We start from the raw sequence: 16777 nt of genomic DNA on the forward strand, positions 1-16777 counted from the left end.
GGTTAATCCGTAGAAAGGATCGAGGAATACTGCGTCAACTTGTCCGCTCATTACCTCTCGTTCTAAATCGTCCAAAGTACGAGTTAAGCAGGCGTCCGACTTCCCTTGAAAGTATAATGTTCCGGGGTAATACGTGTCTAAGGCGTCCAAAACTTCTGAAAACCGCTCGTACACGATTCCTTCCAGTTTCGCGGATAATATCTGCTTATTCGGAATACCTAATTTCCGTCCGAGTTCATCAACGAACAACTCGTCTACTGCCGTTATTATCGAAATCAAGCGCGCAATCCAAACGTATTCCTTTACCTCGAATGATTTAACGAGGACATTCGCTCCTTGCCGCAATAACGAATCGACGATCTTAATAATTAAATACGTCTTACCTCGTCCTGACTCCGCCATAATTCCGTATACGTCGCCGCTGAACCAACCGCCTAGCTCTTTTGTAAGCATCGGGAATGGAGTTTCCCATCGTTTATTTGATTTGCCGGTTTTGCGTTTATCGTATTCCTGTCGCATTGATTCTTTAATGTCGGTTAATGTGCGTCCGACGTCTGTTCGAACGCTTGTTCCCAGTATAACCTTTTCTGCCGCAGGAAACAAGAAGTCATTTATGAAACTTATTCCGCCCTTTTCGTTTAACTCTCGCTCGAACTCGCCTGAATCAAACCAATGCATTATCATCCGAGTAGCGGTAAACTTCTTTATTTCTTTCGCCAAGTGTGTGTAATGATCGCTTACACCCGGCAAATATTCGTAGCCCGGAACTTCGGCAGCTACCGTTAAATAGCTCGGCGCTTGCCCCCCGTTCTGCTTCGCGTAATCCGTAACAAATCGGTATGTCGCGCGGTCAACTTCGGACGGCATATCGTCGAGCGTAATTTGATGGCGCGTTAGGGCGTCGATTGCGTTTTCTTCGATGACCTTGTTCAGTAGTAATTTAGCGTATTCCAAACGATTCGCCTCCTTTCTTACTTTATAAATACGAGCCAATGCGTCTTGCTTCGTCTATTCCCGAATAGCGGTTTTTGCCCGATTGCCTTCAAGACGTCTCTTAACGGAACTTGATCCTCGTTCCATTTAAAAATTAACGTACCGTTCGTTTTTAGAACTCGCATACATTCTTGGAAGCCTTGACTAATATCAGTCGGCCAAGATTCGTCTAACTTACCGTACTTCTTCGCAAGCCATGAATTATCCCCGGCGCTAACTAGATGCGGTGGGTCGAAGACGACCAAATAGAAAGATTCGTCGTCAAAGGGCATATCACGGAAATCTCCTACTATATCCGGACGTACTTCAAGCGTTCTACCATCGCTAAGCTTTTCCGTGAAATTGCGTCTATCCATAAACAGCGCATCCTCGTTAGTTTTATCAAACCAAAACATCCTACTTCCGCAACAGGCGTCTAGTATTCGCTTAGTCATTCCGCATTCACCTCCGTTATTTGCGCATCTATTTCGTCGTATCTACGCTGTTTATACGCCTCCATGTCCGCAACTGTTACGAAATCATCCGAGTTGCCCACCGTGTTCCGCTCGTCCAATAGCGCGTCGATCCGTTCTTCACGCGTCGGCTCCTTCGGCTTCTTAGTTTCAGCGACCGTCTTTATCGGCTTAAACGGGTTAATCACGTCGTCATCCCCTTCCGTAAATATTGATTGTCCGAACAATAGCGTTTTGAACGCTGGCATTTCGTAATTGCGCAAGTAGGCCTCGGCGTTAGCCGCCTTGCATACGACCTCGATGTCGTCCTGCCCTCCGAGCATGTATTCCGCTGTGACGACGCAATGGCAGTCGTAGAAAATGTCTTCTTCCTCGTAGTCGCGTCCGTGTACTTTTTCGTACGTGAAGCCGTCAACGCGGAATACGCGGCCGCCGTAGCCTTCTATCGTAATTAGGTCGTCAATTTGCGCTATTGGTTCGAGCATGTGCGCCCTCCTTTCGAATTTGGCTGCGCTCATTCTGCGAAGAAATTATCGACACTTGTAATCTTATACGCTAACTCTCCGCGTGAATCTACGTATTCGACTGCGACTGTTTCGCTGTCTGCAGATACGCGAAAGTTAGTAACTTGCCATTCGTCGTATACGCCGTGATTGTCCGCAATAGTTACGGTAAAGTCCATTATCTACGCCCCCTTTATATTATTGAGCGAAATAAATTACGGTGGTTATAGCGATGAAAAAGAGCGTTATTAGAATCGTATATGAAGCCCAATCCGGTAAGTATCTCGCCATTAGTATTGAGCCGACAACAACAACTGCTACTGGCGTTAATATTATTGCGAACACAAGAAGTACCACTCCTAGAACCCCGAAATAAGTCATTTCTTCCACCACTTTCGCGCATATTCGTAACCGTCTCTGTAGCCTACGTTGTATCCATCCTGCTTGCCGATTTCGTACGATATTTTTAGGAATACGAGGATACCGACTATCGCTATTATCGCGTTCACTGCCTTCGCCCCCTTTTCGATTCTCCGCCGAAAGGAATCACGCCACAATTATCGCGAATCCTATCGTACAGCCTAGTGTCAAACACGTCCGCCATTTCCTCAATCGGAAGGTTGCTCGTATAAACCGTCGGCAGTCCGTTCGTCACGCGATAATTAATGATCGTATGCAAGTCGCCCCTAAATCCGTCGGACGCATTGCGCACTCCAATATCATCGAGGACAGCAAACGGAGCTAACTTCGCCTTTTCCATCTGCCGATAATACGGACGGCTATTCGCTTCCGCTATTGATTGCGGTATATTCGGTCGCGTGAATCCGGTATACAGCTCTTGCCACGCGTTCACGTCGAGGAAATACGCTAATACTTGCGCAGGCTGTTCGCCCTTGCGTAGCGCTTCGATATATGTCCGCGCAATGTACTCGTTCAATAACGCCGATGCCGTCGTAGTTTTTCCGGTGCCGGGCGATTCGCTCCATAGATAGACGGACTTAACGTCGTCACCGCCGAATGTCGCCGCATAGCGTTCGAGGGAGTCGTAAATCTTCGGCTGTCCTTCGCGTGCTGGCGAATTGGCGAGCGTTAGGTTGCGATACTCCTTCGGCAATCCTGCGCTACCGATCCGGCCACCTTCGCCGTTTAGTCCTGTCATTGCGATTTTGTGCGAGCAATGTACGTCGCAACTAGCGCAACCTCCGCGTTTGTATTCGTTTAGTATGCACTCCGTCATTCCGTCACCACCACCCGTCCAGTTCTGATAAGTCCGGCGCATCCTCCGCGCTCGCCTTACGTCGTTCTTGCGCAAGTTCTTCCGCTTGAATCCGTTGCCAGTCCGTCTTACGGTAGGTCCAAACCCAACCGAAGTTAACACCCGGATATTGCGGTGTAGGCTGGTAACTTTCGAAGGTAATATCGATAAATTTCTTCACCGCTTCATTCGATGCCTTGCGCGGCTTACCCGTTCGTGTTCCGATTAAATCGCCGATCATTCCTTTTTCCGCAGTCCAGCCTTTATACGGAACGTAGTCGATTCCGAATAGCTCTTCGTGCTTGTCCTCGAGGTAAGCGTGGAATGTCGTTACGTTCCAGTCCTCGATGTCGCGCGCTCGCCAATCTTTGGCTGCCGGTAGCTTGGTGCGTTTGGTCGATTTGCTTGTGTCAGTCATTCGCATTTCCTCCATTTCTCGATTTCCCGTCGTCTATACGTAATACCGAGGAACTTCTTTTCGATGATATCAGTGCCGGTTAATTCGTACACCGTGTCAGAGTATATACGGTATTCAGTATCGGCTACTAACACGACTTTGCCGTGACGCGGGCTGTAGGCGTATACGTGTGTTCCGTGAAACGTTGCTATATCCGTAATTATTAATTCTTGTCCGTTCGTCATGTCGCTGAATAAATACGCATCTACAATCACGATCCTATCGCCGCGTTCCGGCTGTTTATCGAGATAGTGACGCGCCCGTTTAACTTTACTCATTCGCCTATCGCCTCCATCGCTCGTCTGCGCACAGAATCGTCCATACTGCGCATATATCCGTAGAACCCCAGTACGTCGTCACGTCTTTTAATTCGTCCGCCTATTGTTGGCGTAGTATCGTGACGAGTTCCGTGTTTCGCAAAGTCCTCGATAACCGTACGCAACCGTTCAATCTCCGACTGCTGCATTTCCATTACTATGTGATTAGTCGCGGCCTCCCCGAAATCCCTATCTAGTTGCTCGTTCAACCGCTCGATTTCGTGATACATCGCAAGCACCAAGCCGTCGCCTGCTAAACTGCGCCATTCCTCGCCATGTCTCAAAGCGCGGAATCCTCCACCTTCGCCTAATTCGTTAATGACTGTGTATTTTCCGTTGTCTAATACGATTTTATTCATTCCAATTCGCCTCCTGTTAATATCCGATATCCCAATCGAAGTCTCTTTCGCGCCGCTTTCTGTCGAGCTCCTTACGTATTCTTTGCGTCTCTTCGAGGAGTTGCTGTTGCGTCGACTGTTCCCACTCGTTGATGATCTTCTGCATCCGTTCAACCTCCGCAAGTAGCGCAGGAATATCTTCGCGAGCGTGGGCGATAAATTCTGCGTCTGCATCGCGTTCAGCTTCCGCAACAACTTCACCTACAGCGATTTCGCTCCCACCTACGATATAACCTCCGTCAAAATTCTTCCACGGCCCTTCCGTAGCCGCCTCCGCCCGCTCGCGGATTGCTTCGAGTTGTTCCTGCGTTAATCTCTGCATGTTACTACGTCCCCTTTCCGAAATTCTTCGGTTTGTTTTAGCGCATGTAATCTACGTATCCGCCGCTTCTGTTCGATACGAGTCATTTCCGCCTCACTAACTTCATACTCCGTCTTTTCACAAATCGGGCAGAATACGTCGTAATAATTGATCCAATCAAAACGCGTTAAATACTTTCCGCTATCTACCTTGTAAGTCCGAAGCTCGTGCCAGTCGTGTGTACATTGCGCCTGCATTCGTTTGATTATTCGCCTCTCGCGCCATCGGTTAAACACCGCAATACCTCCTTATTACCCCGTCATTTTATCGCGTAGAATCGTTCCTAACCGCCTGCCCTACGATTTATACCTCCGTACTCCACAGCGCCTTTAACTCCGCTCGAAAGGACTGTAACTCAACGAGCAATCCGCGTACATCCGTGTCGGGTCCGTTGCGTAGCGCGTGGTGCAAGACGCCTTCGAGTGCCGCCGGAATGTTCGTGTAATATTTTCCGATGCTGCGCCATTCCTGTCGGACCTCCGTGCCGTGCTTTTCCGGATCGTAGCCGACAGCGCGCGTAGGGTCGACGGTAGTAAGCCGCTCAATCTGGATATTGTCCGCGTCCATTGATAGGCGATAGTCCGTGCCGGTAATTTCGATGATGCGCTTCGTCATTATGCGTTCACTCCTTCGACTTTGATTCCGAGCATGTCGAGCGTTGTGCGGATTCCTCTTCTCCGGTATATATCTCCGTAAGTACCGTCATATTCACCGTAATACTCGCGCACCATTTCCTCCGGCGTCTTTTCGACTTCGTATCCGTTAATCATTGCCGCTGCTAGGTCGCCGATAGTTAGCGTTTGTAATGGCGCGTACTTCCCTGTAAGCCCACGTTGCGCATGGAGCAGTAACGTTATATCCGTGCTTATATAGTTGCGCTCGCACTCCGCGAGTGCCTCCGCTACTTCGCGTGTTACCGTTATTTTCTCCGTCATTCCGATTCCTCCTCGTCATAATCTATAATCTCCGCACCGCAGTCGCTGCATCGGTAGATACCGTCAACTTTGTCATATACTGCGCCTACTTCCCACTTGCAGTCCGTGCATAAATTTCCGCTTATTCCGTATATGCCGTACATTTAGCGTCTACCTCCTTCGTTATATAACCGACCGCAATCGCCTTTGTCGCGTCAGCTTCGTAAAGTCCTGCGTCGTTCAGCGCGACGATTGCGAATAGGTATGCGTTGGAGTCGTTGGATGCGCAGGCTGTCCGGTATTGTTCGATTGCTGCTGCTTGGCTGTACGTTAGGTGCGGTTTGGTTAGGCTTTCGCTTTTCTGCGTCATGATTGCGTCACTCCATCTATCTTAATCCCGAGTATATCGAGTGTGGTTACGATCCCATAGCGTACGCCGTTGTCAAAATCGTCAATACCGTGATAGTCGTCGAACATCTCCCTAATTGCTCGCGTAGGTTCTTGCTCGACTTCATATCCGTTCACTAGCGCACTCATTATTGTTTGCAAATTAACGCGCATAACAGGCTCGTACCTTTCATAGCCGAGAGGGTCTTTCTGCGCGACTATTGCTACCATTTCTTCCGTAGTACCCTGTTCCTTACACCGTTCAATAATACCTGCGACTTCACGAGATATTTTCACCTTCGACATTTCCATACCACTCCTTTTTGTGACATTCACGAAATACCTTGGCCGGGCGCCACTTTCTTTTGCTTTAGTTTTCTTTTATATAGGTACTTGGCGCGTCTATACCTTATATAGATTGCGTTTGTTTAAAAGGATACATAGCGAGGAAACTTGTTTCCGAGCAACGGTCTTGATCTTATCTTTTATTACTTAAAACCTTTGCACGCTATGTAGTTTAGTTAGATAAGTCTAGTTAAGTAAGTCTAGTTCCCCTTCAAACTGTGAAGTACCCTCCTTCATGTGGTGAAGTACCCTCCCTCACTATTTGAAGTACTCATGTTGAATTTCTCCGGAGGAACAAGCAACGTGTACTCGTTGGAAAAGTTCTTTTTGCCATTCTTTCTTCGCCGGATCGAAAGTAAATTCTCCGCTTCTAATTTAATTAGCGCAGCCCTCACGGTATTTTCCGAACAGCACGCCTTCCGAGCTAATGTCTGTATGCTCGGATGCGACTTCATCGACGTATTATCCGCATACATACAAAGTATCGCGTACACCAACTTTTGCGCCGGCTTATCGAGGTACTTCTCGTCGTTCAGCACGTCCTTAGTTACGCGCGAGAAACGATGATCGTGAAAGTCGAGCACGTTCTTCCTTCCGTTCATTCCTCGCCCGCACTACGCCACATTTGCGCCAGTAGCACGCAAAGTAGTACGCCGATATAAACGAGCCATAGCGCCTTGCCGATTTCCGTCATGTGCGATTCACCCTCCTTCCTTTTCGCGTCGATACTTCGTCTATTAACGTCTGAATCTCGCTACGTAGCCCCGGAGAAATATCCGGAAAGTAGTCGAATACGTGTAATAGTCGTACGCCTTCGGGTAGCTCCGGAACTTCATCGTCGGGCATATCGTCAATTGCGTAGATTAGCGTTAGGTAATCGGTGTGGCGCGTGTATTTTTCGATTGTTTGACAGTTTGGGTTAAACGACGTGCTTTTTGATAGTTTAGCATCTGCCCATTCACTTCCTTCTAGAACGAAATCAGGGTAACACCCGTCTAAATAGAATGCCGAATCTACTAAGATACCTCCGCCGACAAAGGCTTGCTTTATAAGAGCCTCAAATTCTCTTCCGGCATCTGTAAAATATCTGTGACCATATATAGTTTTATTAGGACTTAGTAGCGGATTAATATTAAATGCTTTCATAAACTCCCTAAAACCTCCGAACTCCGCCCTAATGTACCGTCTGATACCTAAATTTCGGTAGTTCTCGTAATCCGCAAGAAAATCTTCGTCGTGATCCTGTACAAATTTCTCTAACGAAGATAGACGGTATTCGCGAATCAGATCGTCGGTAATCAGTTTATTTATTTCAAGAACGGTAATCGAATACTTGTCCGATAGATATTGCGCAAATTCTACATCACGATTTACTAGGTAATTTTCATCGATATAGAGTAAACTCTCGATTTCGCCTGAATCGGGAAGACTGCCGTTGTCTTCGAACGAAAATCCGTATTCGAGTAACGCCGTCACAACACGGGAGTTCTCGCCCACCCCTGCGAAGTTTCGATTTATTCTTTTTCTGAACGCTCCATTATCGCGGATGTACTCTTGGACATCAATGTCATCGTCAATTAGGTTGTCGATAATTTCGAACACCTTTATCTGACCGTCGCTATATTCCATGTAGTAAACACCTCCGTTAATTTGCGTCCTTACCGTCTTATATACAACGCGCATACCGTTTCGCACACTTTACCGCTAAATTAATCCGAAAGCCCTACTCACTTAACGCAAAAAAGACCCCACGCAGTTAAGCGCAGGGCCTTCGTTTCGTATATTAACGTTTAATTTTATAACCGCCGAACATTTTCTCGGACGCGACTTCCTTGCCATACGTATCATAGAAATTCACGAATGTCGGCTTTTCATTTAACGCCGCTTTAATTGCCGCGCCGTAAGTTTCCGCAAAACGCTCTTTTTCGTATTCTTCCGCTAAATACCACGCGTCTGAGATAGTCGCATACACAATCTCCCAATCTTCGCCGGGACCTTGCGCAATATCTACGACAACACCTTCAGAAAGCGCTATAACCGCCTGTAGCGCGTCTTGCATTATTTCCTCTTCGGCTTCTGCCGCCATAGCCGCGGTTACTTTAGCGTCAGCATCCGCTTGGGCTTGCTCGGCAGCTTTTTTCGCGGCTTCTGCTTCGTTGCGTTTCGTTATTTCAGCGATACGCGCCGCAGCTTCTTCGTCCTTCTTCGCCTGTGCTTTCGCATCCGCCTCCGCAGTTGCTTTTTCCGTTTCGGTAAGCTCCGCAGCTACCTCCTTCTTACCTGCCGACTTTTCTTCGGACTGCGCACTCTCGACTTTCGACGGCTCAATCTCCGGTGGGTCCGGCAGTATTATGCCGAGCAATACTATCGCGAGAAATGCGTATAAATACGTAGTCCAACGTTTGAATAACGGTTTTTTCATTCGCCCAACCTCCAATTATCTAGTTATGACAATTGTACCAATTAGCAAATATTACCGCAATGACTTACTTTCTTTTTAAAAGCCTACGAACCGGGGAATACTTATTATGCTGCTGGCGTACATGCTCGTCGTCCATCTGTACGTATTTGCGCGTCGTATCGATGTCCGCGTGGTCCACGATTTTCTGCAACGTAAACAGGTCGCCGCCGTTCAGTAAGTAATTGCGGCAAAACGTATGACGGAACATGTGCGGACTTAGGCGCGACAGCCCTAAACGCTTCTTGCGACGATTCAAGCGCGTTCGAAAGGCACCCGCCGTAAAAGGTTCACCATACGCGTTATGGAAGATAAACGGCGATTCTCCGAAGTAGCCGCATGATTCTTCATGCAACTGGCTCAGTAACTTCGCAACTTCACGGCTTAACGGCACTTCCCGCATACGACGATTCTTTGCCACTTGCGACGGAACATATGCCGTATTTAGATGGTAGTCTACGTTATCTACCGTCAAGCTGACCGCTTCTGTAATGCGCAGCCCCGTATCGAGTAATAACATAATGAGCACTTTATCGCGCCACTCCGCGAAGTTATTGACGTCATAGGACGCAAGCAGACGGTCGATGCCCTCGTCGGAAATGCCGGGGACTTCCTCGATTGTATCCCCCACTACGTTTTTCACCGTTTCCATTGCGTTTGTTTCGGTGACACCTTCCTTCGCCCAAAAACGGCACATCGTCCGCAATGTCCGCAGACGTATGTTGATCGTATTGACCGACAAGCCAACCCATTTGTCTTTGCGCCCTTCCGCGTATTCGTAACGCGGTTTCTCCGTGCGCAAGTATTTGATGTAGCTTCGGATGATTTCCGGCGTAAGGTCGTTCGCATACGCGGTTTCCCAACCGTGTTTAGTCCGTAGATAGTCGGCTAAATAACGAATATGCTCGCGGTAGTTTTCGACCGTGCGCGGCCGCACGCCCTCTGCTTCCTTTGCGTGGATAAATGCGTCCAATGCTTCGTTTAATGTTGCGTTTGCTGACGAAGTAGCTTTCGATTGTTCGCCGCTACTGCCTGCGTTTCGTTTACCGATAAAAGTACGTTTAGTATTAGTTCCCAACGCGTTTACACCTCCGTTAATGTCACACGGATTCCGCCGGAAACTGACACACGGCTTAAACGCGAAGACGCGGCTCACTGGCGTCAAGTCAACGAGTGACGTAACGTCAATAAACCGCGTCAGTATCGTGTTTCTAACGAGTTGACGTCCCAGGCAGGAATCGAACCTGCGACCCTCAGCTTAGGAGGCTGATGCTCTATCCCCTGAGCTACTGAGACAAAAAGAAGTACCTTTCTATTATAAAGAGTTTACCTGCTAAGGGCAACACATTTATTACATCAGTTTTCGTACGAGTAGTATGGCAAAATGGATTACACACACATTAGAGCATATGAGATATTCTTGATCAGCTAAGGAGGATAATACATGAAAAGAAGTACTTCCACGGAAAGATTTCAACCGATGACCTCAGTAGCAAGCGGACAAGGAATAGAAGTGGCTTCTGATTTATACTGCTTTACAGTTCAAATTGTCAATGTCGTCTTTTTCGGAGCTGCTGGAGAAGGGAATGATTGGGTGCTGATCGACGCGGGGATGCCGAAGAGCGGTTCTCGGATAAAAGAAGAAGCTGAAAACAGATTCGGAAAGGAAAACCCTCCAAAAGCCATCATCCTGACACATGCCCACTTCGATCATATTGGAGGATTGATTGATCTATTGGAAATTTGGGATGTCCCGGTATATGCCCATGAACTGGAGTTGCATTATATTTCAGGTGAAAAGAATTACCCTAAGCCTGATACGAGCGTTGAAGGTGGATTGGTCGCAAAGTTATCATTCATGTTTCCACATGAAAGCATCGATATCGGATCAAAATCCCATGCTCTGTCAGACGATCATACAATCCCTTTTATGCCGGGTTGGAAATGGATTCATACACCTGGCCATACAGAAGGCCATATTTCCCTGTTCCGACATGATGATCACGCTATGATTGTCGGTGATGCTTTCGTGACAGTCATACAGGATGAGTTGTATAAAGTATTTACTCAGGAGAAAGAAATCGGCGGACCTCCCCGCTATTTGACACCCGATTGGAAAACGGCGGAACAGTCGGTCGAAATTTTAGCTGCATTGCGGCCGAGCATGGCTATTACGGGTCACGGAGTCCCTGTCGAAGGGCAATGGTTGCATGAGAATTTGGATAAATTGGCGTCAGACTTTCAAGCGATTGCCGTGCCTGATCATGGCAAGTTCGTAGATGATTCCAAGTAAATTAATTCGTAAGGAGGTCGGGGCAATGGATAGAGTTGAACGACGAATTACAAAACGGAATGAAATCGAGATGCAAAAAAAGAAGCACGCGGAAAAATTCCATGAATTCGCCACTTTAGGCGATTACAAGGAAGCAATGACCGATGCGTACAGGAAAACGAAACAAGTGCAAAACGAAGAGGACGAATCAACGATGAACCCATAAGAAAGACGTCTCTATGTCGTACTTGACATAGAGACGTCCACTTTTTCATTTTCAAAATAAAGCCGGTGTCGTCAATGCAATGATAAAGAAAACGATGACAACAAGGATGATAATTGGCAGGAAGACGGCCAAGACGGCTTTCCATGTGGAAAATCGATGAACTTCAGAGATTGCCGCGATAAGGACAATCAATGACCAAACACCTACTGTAAAATTGACTAGTAACGAAATGAGTGACCAACCAAACTGTACACTCGAGAAATCATAATCAGTTGTAAAATTGCCTTGCCCTAAAATAAGAAGGTCAGGAATCCAAATAAGTCCCCCAATGATAATAATGATGCTTGAAACCGTAAATGCCTTCCGGGTTTCTTCAAATGTTCCCAATCCACCTAGCATCAGTGATAAAGCATGGTAGATGCCTGATGCGATGTAAAGGCCAATCACTCCTATAACCGGTCCGGCAAGCAATGAAACTACTAGTACAGCAGCCATATTCCATGAAATACCTAGATCCTTGCCTGCGGCTTGATCGAGAAAGTGTATAATACCTGTGATCGCCGCAACCAAAAGTACAAAACTGCCTGTTTTATATTCCATGACAAATTGCACAGTCTTTTTTGGTCGAAGCCATGCGGAAGTCCATGGATTCAATTGTCGATCTGCATTGTCCTCATTTTCAATAGTTTGCATACGTAACACTCTCCAATACTCTTTTTCTTTGATACGCATACATACGGATGAGAACTCAATTCGTTTCAAAGAATACTAGAGAATCGAAATTTACGTATTAAGCCCCTTCCCCATCCCTTTTAGGAAATCCAAACCGTATTTCACCGCTCGATTGATATGAGGATCGTTAAGAGCTGTCATCACCTGCAAAACGGATACTTTATCCCCATTTCCTTTATACAGCTCGGCTTCCTCAATCCCCTTTGAGACGCTATCCTTCAAATTTGCCGTAACTTCTGGATCAAGGGTTGTCAAAAGCCCTGTTGCGTTCATTACATTATTGATGAGATTGGTCATCGGCTCCCGGGAAGCTTGCGTCACAGCGATGCCTGCAAGCTGATCCTTCGCCTTCACCATAGCGGACAATGCATCCAACACACCTGCATTGTCCAATTCGGCGGTTATTTCGATGATCTTATTCAGTGACTCTTGCTGTTCCGTAATGAGAGATTGGAGTTCTTGCATTTTCAGTCGTTGCTGTTCTTCTGGTGTAAATTCTGTTCTTTTGATTGAAGTAATCGGTGCTGCCAACGGGTTCACCCTTTCTCTATTTGATCTGTCAAATGCTCATAGCCAGGTCGTGCCCACTTCCGCTCTACTTCCACCCCGTCTTGAGGATGCCGTTTCTTATTTCGGTGGTTGCTTGCCGGCAGAGGGTTTTCGCCGTCTTTCCGTAAAACATCCATTCGCACTTTAGTTTGCTTGAACGCTGGTGTGTTTGTTCTTTGATCTACTGCGGTTCCTGTTAAAAAGTTGATGGCAGATTCTTTTTCAACGGAATTCATCGGTAGGAATAATTCATTCCCTTTCACTCTGTCAGTCACTAAAGCAGGTAAACGAAGAGCTCCGTGCGGCGACACAAGCCTTACTAACGAACCACTGAGTACGCCCCTTTCCTTCGCAAGTTCAGGGGAAACTTCCACGAAAATTTCAGGTACTTTTGATTGAATTCCCGCAGATTTATTCGTCAAATTCCCTTCATGGAAATGTTCAAGCATTCTGCCGTTGTTAATGTGCAAATCGAATTCGTCATCATATACGGCTGGTTCAACCCAATCGGATAAGGCGAATCTGGCTTTTCCATCCGGAAAATTGAATCCGTCTACATAGAGCAGAGGCGTGCTTTCCCCGTCCAGACTTCCCCATAAAAAACTGTCCCAATTTTCCATAGTACTGTAATCAGCCTGACTAAATAACGGCGAAAGGCTGGCCATTTCGGCAAAAATTTCGCCTGGATCCGCAAAACTCCAGTCTGCTCCCAGTCTTGTAGCGATTTCCTGGACGATCCACCAATCAGCCTTCGATTCTCCAAGTTCCGGTAATGCTTGGTACAATCGTTGGACCCTTCTTTCCGTATTCGTGAATGTGCCTTCCTTCTCCAATGATGGCACTGCAGGTAAGATGACATCGGCGTAGCGGGCAGTCCGCGAAAAGAAAATATCTTGGACAACTAGAAAATCGAGTTTTGACAGAACATCATGGACATGATTCGCATTGGAGTCGACAAGTGCCATATCTTCCCCGACGATATACATTGCTTTCATGATGCCTTCATCTACAGCATGGAGCATCTGGATATTATCCAGTCCTGGTTTATCGCCAATTTCAACCCCATAGGCTCGCTCAAATTTTTCGCGTGCAGCATTATCTGTTACGTGCTGGTAACCTGGCAGCCAGCCTGGAAGTGTCCCCATATCACAAGCACCTTGTACATTATTATGGCCACGAAGTGGGTAAGCGCCTGCACCTGGTCTGCGATAATTCCCGGTTGCAAGTAGTAAATTGGAAATCGCAGCGGAAGTGTCCGATCCGCCAGTATTTTGAGTGACTCCCATTCCCCATAAAATACAAGTTCCATCCGCATCACGGATCATTTCAGCCGTCCGGATCAACATTTCTTTTGATACACCTGTTACATGCTCAGCAAAATCTAATGTATATGTTTTCAATACGTCTTTGAATTCCTCTAAATGATGGACATTTTCCTCGATGAATGCCGCATCATGCCAGCCTTTATCAATCATATATTTTGTCACTGCCATCAGCCATACTTGGTCGGTGCCTTGCTTCGGACTGATGAAAATATCGGATCGCTCCGCCATTTCATGTTTGCGCAAATCGGCGACGATCAATTTCTGACCATGCAGTTTATGAGCCCGCTTGACGCGCGTGGCGAGAACGGGATGACCTTCAGCTGGATTCGCTCCAACGATGATGACGAGACCTGCTTCTGAAATGTCCTTAATCGTGCCTGCATCACCACCCATGCCAACCGTCCGGAATAACCCGTCTGTCGCTGGTGATTGACAATAGCGTGAGCAATTATCGACATTATTCGTCTTAAACACTTGCCGAGCTAGTTTTTGAATCAAATAGTTTTCCTCATTGGTGATTTTAGAAGATGATATGACACCCACACTATCTTTCCCATATTCCTTGTGGATGGCTCCCAAACGTTCCGCAACTAAGTCCAATGCTTCCTTCCATGTGGCTTCCACGAAAGAATCACCTATTCGGATGAGCGGAGTCGTCAATCTTTCCTCACTGTTGACGAAATCCCAGCCGAATTTCCCTTTTACACAAGTCGAGATTGCATTGACAGGCGCCTCCGAAACTGGTTGAATCTTAAGGATTTTACGATCTTTCGTCCACACTTCAAACGAACATCCGACGCCGCAGAATGTACAGACGGTCTTCGTTTTCTTAGTCCTTGTTTCGCGCATGGCAGCTTCGGCGTCTGAAATCGCCATGATGCCGCTATATCCAGGCTCAACGTCTTTCACGAGTTCGATCATAGGTGTTAGAATCTCTTCTTTCATCCCTGTCATGAATCCTGCTTCACCGAGCATCGACTTTTCCATCAACGCATTGCATGGGCAGACGGTAACGCAGTGGCCACAGCCTACACAGGAAGAATCATTGATTTTGGCACCGCCATCCCATAGCACAATCGGACGATCCCTTTCCCAGTCGATGCTAAGGGTTTCATTCACTTGTAAATTTTGACACACTTCCACACATTGGCCACATGCGATGCATTGATTAGGGTCATAACGATAAAATGGATGTGTGAAATCCACACTGTCTTGTGTACATTTTGGCTCGTACGGATACTTCTGCTCCTCGATTCCCATCATGTCGACAGTGTTATGGATTTTACAGTTGCCATTGTTGTTATCACAAACCGTGCAATATAATAAGTGATTTTCAAGAATCCGATCCATCGCTTCTGTTTGCGCTTCCTTTGCACGCACAGACCTCAATTGAACATCCATCCCAATTTCGGCTTTTGTTGAACATGCTCTTACAAGACGTCCATTCATTTCAACGATACATGTATCGCATGTTTCTATCGGATCCACTTCAGGTAAATAGCAGATTTGAGGATGTTCAATCTGCTGTTCATTGACCACTTGCAATATCGTCATGCCGTCCCTAAATGGATATGCCTTTCCATTAATCTTAATTGACATGAAAATGCCTCCTTTGAAATTAAAAAACCACCATAGACAAATACACCTGCTAGTAGGTGTGCTTGTCTATGGTGGAATAGTCTAGTAGCAGAGCTTGCTAAATAACCAATCCAAATGTAAAGTAATTGAATGATAATACCAGTGCAGTTCCGTACCCTGATATCATGCTTATTAGTATTATAGAGTAGAAGCATTTATTATACAATGGTTTTATGATGCATTGAAAGATAATTCATATTTTTTCAAAGGAGTCCATGTCTATGTCAAAAAAAATACATGATTTCAACGATATTATCAGAAAGCTAAGGAAAGATCTATTTGGAAAAGGCCCAGAAAGGATTACAACAATATTTATTGACAATATGGCAATTTCAACACTTTATGGTAATTTAACACCTACGGAAAAATTCATCGCAGGTACGAATGAAGGCAAAGAGATGGTCCACATGGCTAGGACAAGAATGATACAAGAAGTGTACGATGAATCACCTCCTGAAGGTCTTGAAGAGGTGGTGGGCGCAAAATTCGTCCATCTTTTTTCAGATATCAAATTGGAGGATGATATTGCGGTATCTGTTTTCTTGTTCGATAGGATGATTGATCAATGAAAGGAGAACCATCATGAACCGCATTCAACAACGGTCCATTTTGCGATTTGCAAACGGTAGATTCGAACAAAAGCAGGATGAGGTCGCAACCGAATACCCGATTACAGTTCATCTGAATGGCAAAGAACTATTGACGATTGTATGCACACCAGAATATATCGAGGACATGGTTGTCGGATTTCTTGCATCCGAGCGAATCATTTTAAACTATCAAGACATCCTGGAAGTCAGACTAGAGGAAGAATTAGGCTTCGTCAATATCCAAACAAGCAGGATGTTCCCTTTTTTCGAACAGCTCCAGAACAAAAGGTATATCACATCATGTTGCGGCATGAGCCGGCAAGGATTTGTATTCGCCAATGATGCGCTGACGGCAAAACGGATGTCGCAAAGGAACGTTGTTCTAGCACCTAAAGATTGTTTTTCGTTGATGGAGAAAATGGACAAAAAAGCAGATCTTTTTCAACAAACAGGCGGGGTCCATATTGCAGCCCTTTGCGATTCGCACAATTTCATGTTGACGAGAATGGATATAGGGCGACATAATGCACTTGATAAAATTTATGGGTACTGTTTAAAAAACAATATTTCAGTAAAGGACAAGGTAATTGTCTTCAGCGGAAGAA

At 46.2% G+C, this 16777-nt stretch carries 26 protein-coding genes and 1 tRNA gene; 4 read left to right on the plus strand and 23 right to left on the minus strand.

Going from position 1 to position 16777, the window contains the following annotated elements; genetic code table 11:
• The 20 genes from AWV70_RS19580 to AWV70_RS19670 all read right to left on the minus strand — a co-directional run.
• On the minus strand, positions 1 to 954 hold a 954-nt coding region (locus AWV70_RS19580; protein WP_060210213.1), incomplete at its 3' end, for a DnaB-like helicase C-terminal domain-containing protein.
• Positions 955 to 971: 17 nt separating this feature from the next.
• Positions 972 to 1427: a class I SAM-dependent methyltransferase gene (locus AWV70_RS19585; protein ID WP_060210214.1), complete on the minus strand. Its 456-nt coding sequence runs from the start codon at positions 1425 to 1427 to the stop codon at positions 972 to 974.
• Positions 1424 to 1930, minus strand: a complete 507-nt coding sequence (locus AWV70_RS19590) for a hypothetical protein (RefSeq protein WP_060210215.1) — start codon at positions 1928 to 1930, stop codon at positions 1424 to 1426. The genes AWV70_RS19585 and AWV70_RS19590 overlap by 4 nt, the downstream gene beginning before the upstream one ends.
• Positions 1931 to 1959: 29 nt before the next feature.
• Positions 1960 to 2127, minus strand: a complete 168-nt coding sequence (locus AWV70_RS23935; protein ID WP_160327688.1) for a hypothetical protein — start codon at positions 2125 to 2127, stop codon at positions 1960 to 1962.
• 198 nt (positions 2128 to 2325) lie between these two features.
• The gene (locus AWV70_RS25135) at positions 2326 to 2457 is read right to left on the minus strand and encodes a hypothetical protein (protein ID WP_268777890.1); all 132 of its coding nucleotides are present in this window, start codon (positions 2455 to 2457) and stop codon (positions 2326 to 2328) included.
• Complete coding sequence (locus AWV70_RS19600) at positions 2454 to 3185, minus strand: hypothetical protein (RefSeq protein WP_060210217.1); 732 nt, start codon at positions 3183 to 3185, stop codon at positions 2454 to 2456. Before AWV70_RS19600 ends, AWV70_RS25135 begins: the two co-directional genes overlap by 4 nt.
• A 4-nt stretch (positions 3186 to 3189) precedes the next feature.
• A complete protein-coding gene (locus AWV70_RS19605) occupies positions 3190 to 3621 on the minus strand; it encodes a hypothetical protein (protein WP_060210218.1) in 432 nt (143 codons plus the stop codon).
• Positions 3618 to 3938, minus strand: coding sequence for a hypothetical protein (locus AWV70_RS19610; RefSeq protein ID WP_060210219.1), 321 nt, complete (start codon positions 3936 to 3938; stop codon positions 3618 to 3620). Before AWV70_RS19610 ends, AWV70_RS19605 begins: the two co-directional genes overlap by 4 nt.
• Entirely contained in the window at positions 3935 to 4336 is a 402-nt protein-coding gene (locus tag AWV70_RS19615; protein WP_060210220.1) for a hypothetical protein, read from the minus strand. The genes AWV70_RS19610 and AWV70_RS19615 overlap by 4 nt, the downstream gene beginning before the upstream one ends.
• A 16-nt stretch (positions 4337 to 4352) precedes the next feature.
• Positions 4353 to 4697, minus strand: coding sequence for a hypothetical protein (locus AWV70_RS19620; protein ID WP_060210221.1), 345 nt, complete (start codon positions 4695 to 4697; stop codon positions 4353 to 4355).
• On the minus strand, positions 4685 to 4972 hold the full coding sequence (locus AWV70_RS19625; RefSeq protein ID WP_060210222.1) for a hypothetical protein: 288 nt from the start codon (positions 4970 to 4972) through the stop codon (positions 4685 to 4687). The genes AWV70_RS19620 and AWV70_RS19625 overlap by 13 nt, the downstream gene beginning before the upstream one ends.
• Positions 4973 to 5039: 67 nt before the next feature.
• Positions 5040 to 5351: a hypothetical protein gene (locus AWV70_RS19630; protein WP_060210223.1), complete on the minus strand. Its 312-nt coding sequence runs from the start codon at positions 5349 to 5351 to the stop codon at positions 5040 to 5042.
• Complete coding sequence (locus AWV70_RS19635; RefSeq protein ID WP_060210224.1) at positions 5351 to 5671, minus strand: hypothetical protein; 321 nt, start codon at positions 5669 to 5671, stop codon at positions 5351 to 5353. The genes AWV70_RS19630 and AWV70_RS19635 overlap by 1 nt, the downstream gene beginning before the upstream one ends.
• Before the next feature lie 121 nt (positions 5672 to 5792).
• A complete protein-coding gene (locus tag AWV70_RS19640) occupies positions 5793 to 6020 on the minus strand; it encodes a hypothetical protein (protein ID WP_060210225.1) in 228 nt (75 codons plus the stop codon).
• Positions 6017 to 6343: a DUF1642 domain-containing protein gene (locus tag AWV70_RS19645; RefSeq protein ID WP_060210226.1), complete on the minus strand. Its 327-nt coding sequence runs from the start codon at positions 6341 to 6343 to the stop codon at positions 6017 to 6019. Before AWV70_RS19645 ends, AWV70_RS19640 begins: the two co-directional genes overlap by 4 nt.
• 272 nt (positions 6344 to 6615) lie before the next feature.
• Positions 6616 to 6984: a helix-turn-helix domain-containing protein gene (locus AWV70_RS25575; RefSeq protein ID WP_060210227.1), complete on the minus strand. Its 369-nt coding sequence runs from the start codon at positions 6982 to 6984 to the stop codon at positions 6616 to 6618.
• 88 nt (positions 6985 to 7072) lie between these two features.
• Complete coding sequence (locus tag AWV70_RS19655) at positions 7073 to 8011, minus strand: hypothetical protein (protein ID WP_060210228.1); 939 nt, start codon at positions 8009 to 8011, stop codon at positions 7073 to 7075.
• 154 nt (positions 8012 to 8165) lie between these two features.
• Positions 8166 to 8804, minus strand: coding sequence for a hypothetical protein (locus AWV70_RS19660; protein WP_060210229.1), 639 nt, complete (start codon positions 8802 to 8804; stop codon positions 8166 to 8168).
• 64 nt (positions 8805 to 8868) lie between these two features.
• Positions 8869 to 9918, minus strand: a complete 1050-nt coding sequence (locus tag AWV70_RS19665; protein ID WP_060210230.1) for a tyrosine-type recombinase/integrase — start codon at positions 9916 to 9918, stop codon at positions 8869 to 8871.
• A gap of 145 nt (positions 9919 to 10063) precedes the next feature.
• Positions 10064 to 10136, minus strand: a tRNA-Arg gene (locus tag AWV70_RS19670).
• A 148-nt stretch (positions 10137 to 10284) separates the two neighbouring features.
• On the opposite strand from AWV70_RS19670, the gene AWV70_RS19675 reads away from it, so the two are divergent.
• Both AWV70_RS19675 and AWV70_RS19680 read left to right on the plus strand, forming a co-directional pair.
• On the plus strand, positions 10285 to 11133 hold the full coding sequence (locus AWV70_RS19675; protein ID WP_060210231.1) for an MBL fold metallo-hydrolase: 849 nt from the start codon (positions 10285 to 10287) through the stop codon (positions 11131 to 11133).
• 25 nt (positions 11134 to 11158) lie between these two features.
• Positions 11159 to 11338, plus strand: a complete 180-nt coding sequence (locus AWV70_RS19680) for a hypothetical protein (protein WP_060210232.1) — start codon at positions 11159 to 11161, stop codon at positions 11336 to 11338.
• A gap of 51 nt (positions 11339 to 11389) precedes the next feature.
• Here the strand turns inward: AWV70_RS19680 and AWV70_RS19685 are convergent, their stop codons facing one another.
• The 3 genes from AWV70_RS19685 to fdhF form a co-directional block, all read right to left on the minus strand.
• On the minus strand, positions 11390 to 12031 hold the full coding sequence (locus tag AWV70_RS19685; RefSeq protein WP_060210233.1) for a YIP1 family protein: 642 nt from the start codon (positions 12029 to 12031) through the stop codon (positions 11390 to 11392).
• A gap of 90 nt (positions 12032 to 12121) precedes the next feature.
• Positions 12122 to 12601 (minus strand): DUF1641 domain-containing protein, encoded by a 480-nt coding sequence (locus AWV70_RS19690; RefSeq protein WP_060210234.1) that lies wholly within the window; start codon positions 12599 to 12601, stop codon positions 12122 to 12124.
• A gap of 5 nt (positions 12602 to 12606) precedes the next feature.
• Complete coding sequence (fdhF, locus tag AWV70_RS19695; protein WP_060210235.1) at positions 12607 to 15543, minus strand: formate dehydrogenase subunit alpha; 2937 nt, start codon at positions 15541 to 15543, stop codon at positions 12607 to 12609.
• 260 nt (positions 15544 to 15803) lie between these two features.
• Between fdhF and AWV70_RS19700 the strand changes: the two genes are divergently transcribed.
• Positions 15804 to 16151 carry a DUF2294 domain-containing protein gene (locus AWV70_RS19700; protein WP_060210236.1) on the plus strand — a complete coding sequence of 116 codons (348 nt, stop codon included), beginning with the start codon at positions 15804 to 15806 and terminating at the stop codon, positions 16149 to 16151.
• Between the two features lie 13 nt (positions 16152 to 16164).
• The coding region (gene fdhD, locus AWV70_RS19705) for a formate dehydrogenase accessory sulfurtransferase FdhD (protein ID WP_235588772.1) at positions 16165 to 16777 on the plus strand (613 nt) is incomplete at its 3' end.

Source organism: Sporosarcina koreensis, from assembly GCF_001531445.1.
GTDB classification, from domain to species: domain Bacteria; phylum Bacillota; class Bacilli; order Bacillales_A; family Planococcaceae; genus Sporosarcina; species Sporosarcina koreensis_C.

Excerpts from the sequence above, each read along its gene's own strand:
- AWV70_RS19585 (WP_060210214.1), bottom strand. The coding sequence starts at position 1,427 with ATGACTAAGCGAATACTAGACGCCTGTTGCGGAAGTAGGATGTTTTGG.
- AWV70_RS19590 (WP_060210215.1), bottom strand. The coding sequence starts at position 1,930 with ATGCTCGAACCAATAGCGCAAATTGACGACCTAATTACGATAGAAGGC.
- AWV70_RS23935 (WP_160327688.1), bottom strand. The coding sequence starts at position 2,127 with ATGGACTTTACCGTAACTATTGCGGACAATCACGGCGTATACGACGAA.
- AWV70_RS19600 (WP_060210217.1), bottom strand. The coding sequence starts at position 3,185 with ATGACGGAGTGCATACTAAACGAATACAAACGCGGAGGTTGCGCTAGT.
- AWV70_RS19605 (WP_060210218.1), bottom strand. The coding sequence starts at position 3,621 with ATGACTGACACAAGCAAATCGACCAAACGCACCAAGCTACCGGCAGCC.
- AWV70_RS19610 (WP_060210219.1), bottom strand. The coding sequence starts at position 3,938 with ATGAGTAAAGTTAAACGGGCGCGTCACTATCTCGATAAACAGCCGGAA.
- AWV70_RS19615 (WP_060210220.1), bottom strand. The coding sequence starts at position 4,336 with ATGAATAAAATCGTATTAGACAACGGAAAATACACAGTCATTAACGAA.
- AWV70_RS19620 (WP_060210221.1), bottom strand. The coding sequence starts at position 4,697 with ATGCAGAGATTAACGCAGGAACAACTCGAAGCAATCCGCGAGCGGGCG.
- AWV70_RS19630 (WP_060210223.1), bottom strand. The coding sequence starts at position 5,351 with ATGACGAAGCGCATCATCGAAATTACCGGCACGGACTATCGCCTATCA.
- AWV70_RS19635 (WP_060210224.1), bottom strand. The coding sequence starts at position 5,671 with ATGACGGAGAAAATAACGGTAACACGCGAAGTAGCGGAGGCACTCGCG.
- AWV70_RS19640 (WP_060210225.1), bottom strand. The coding sequence starts at position 6,020 with ATGACGCAGAAAAGCGAAAGCCTAACCAAACCGCACCTAACGTACAGC.
- AWV70_RS19645 (WP_060210226.1), bottom strand. The coding sequence starts at position 6,343 with ATGTCGAAGGTGAAAATATCTCGTGAAGTCGCAGGTATTATTGAACGG.
- AWV70_RS25575 (WP_060210227.1), bottom strand. The coding sequence starts at position 6,984 with ATGAACGGAAGGAAGAACGTGCTCGACTTTCACGATCATCGTTTCTCG.
- AWV70_RS19655 (WP_060210228.1), bottom strand. The coding sequence starts at position 8,011 with ATGGAATATAGCGACGGTCAGATAAAGGTGTTCGAAATTATCGACAAC.
- AWV70_RS19660 (WP_060210229.1), bottom strand. The coding sequence starts at position 8,804 with ATGAAAAAACCGTTATTCAAACGTTGGACTACGTATTTATACGCATTT.
- AWV70_RS19675 (WP_060210231.1), top strand. The coding sequence starts at position 10,285 with ATGAAAAGAAGTACTTCCACGGAAAGATTTCAACCGATGACCTCAGTA.
- AWV70_RS19680 (WP_060210232.1), top strand. The coding sequence starts at position 11,159 with ATGGATAGAGTTGAACGACGAATTACAAAACGGAATGAAATCGAGATG.
- AWV70_RS19685 (WP_060210233.1), bottom strand. The coding sequence starts at position 12,031 with ATGCAAACTATTGAAAATGAGGACAATGCAGATCGACAATTGAATCCA.
- fdhF (WP_060210235.1), bottom strand. The coding sequence starts at position 15,543 with ATGTCAATTAAGATTAATGGAAAGGCATATCCATTTAGGGACGGCATG.
- AWV70_RS19700 (WP_060210236.1), top strand. The coding sequence starts at position 15,804 with ATGTCAAAAAAAATACATGATTTCAACGATATTATCAGAAAGCTAAGG.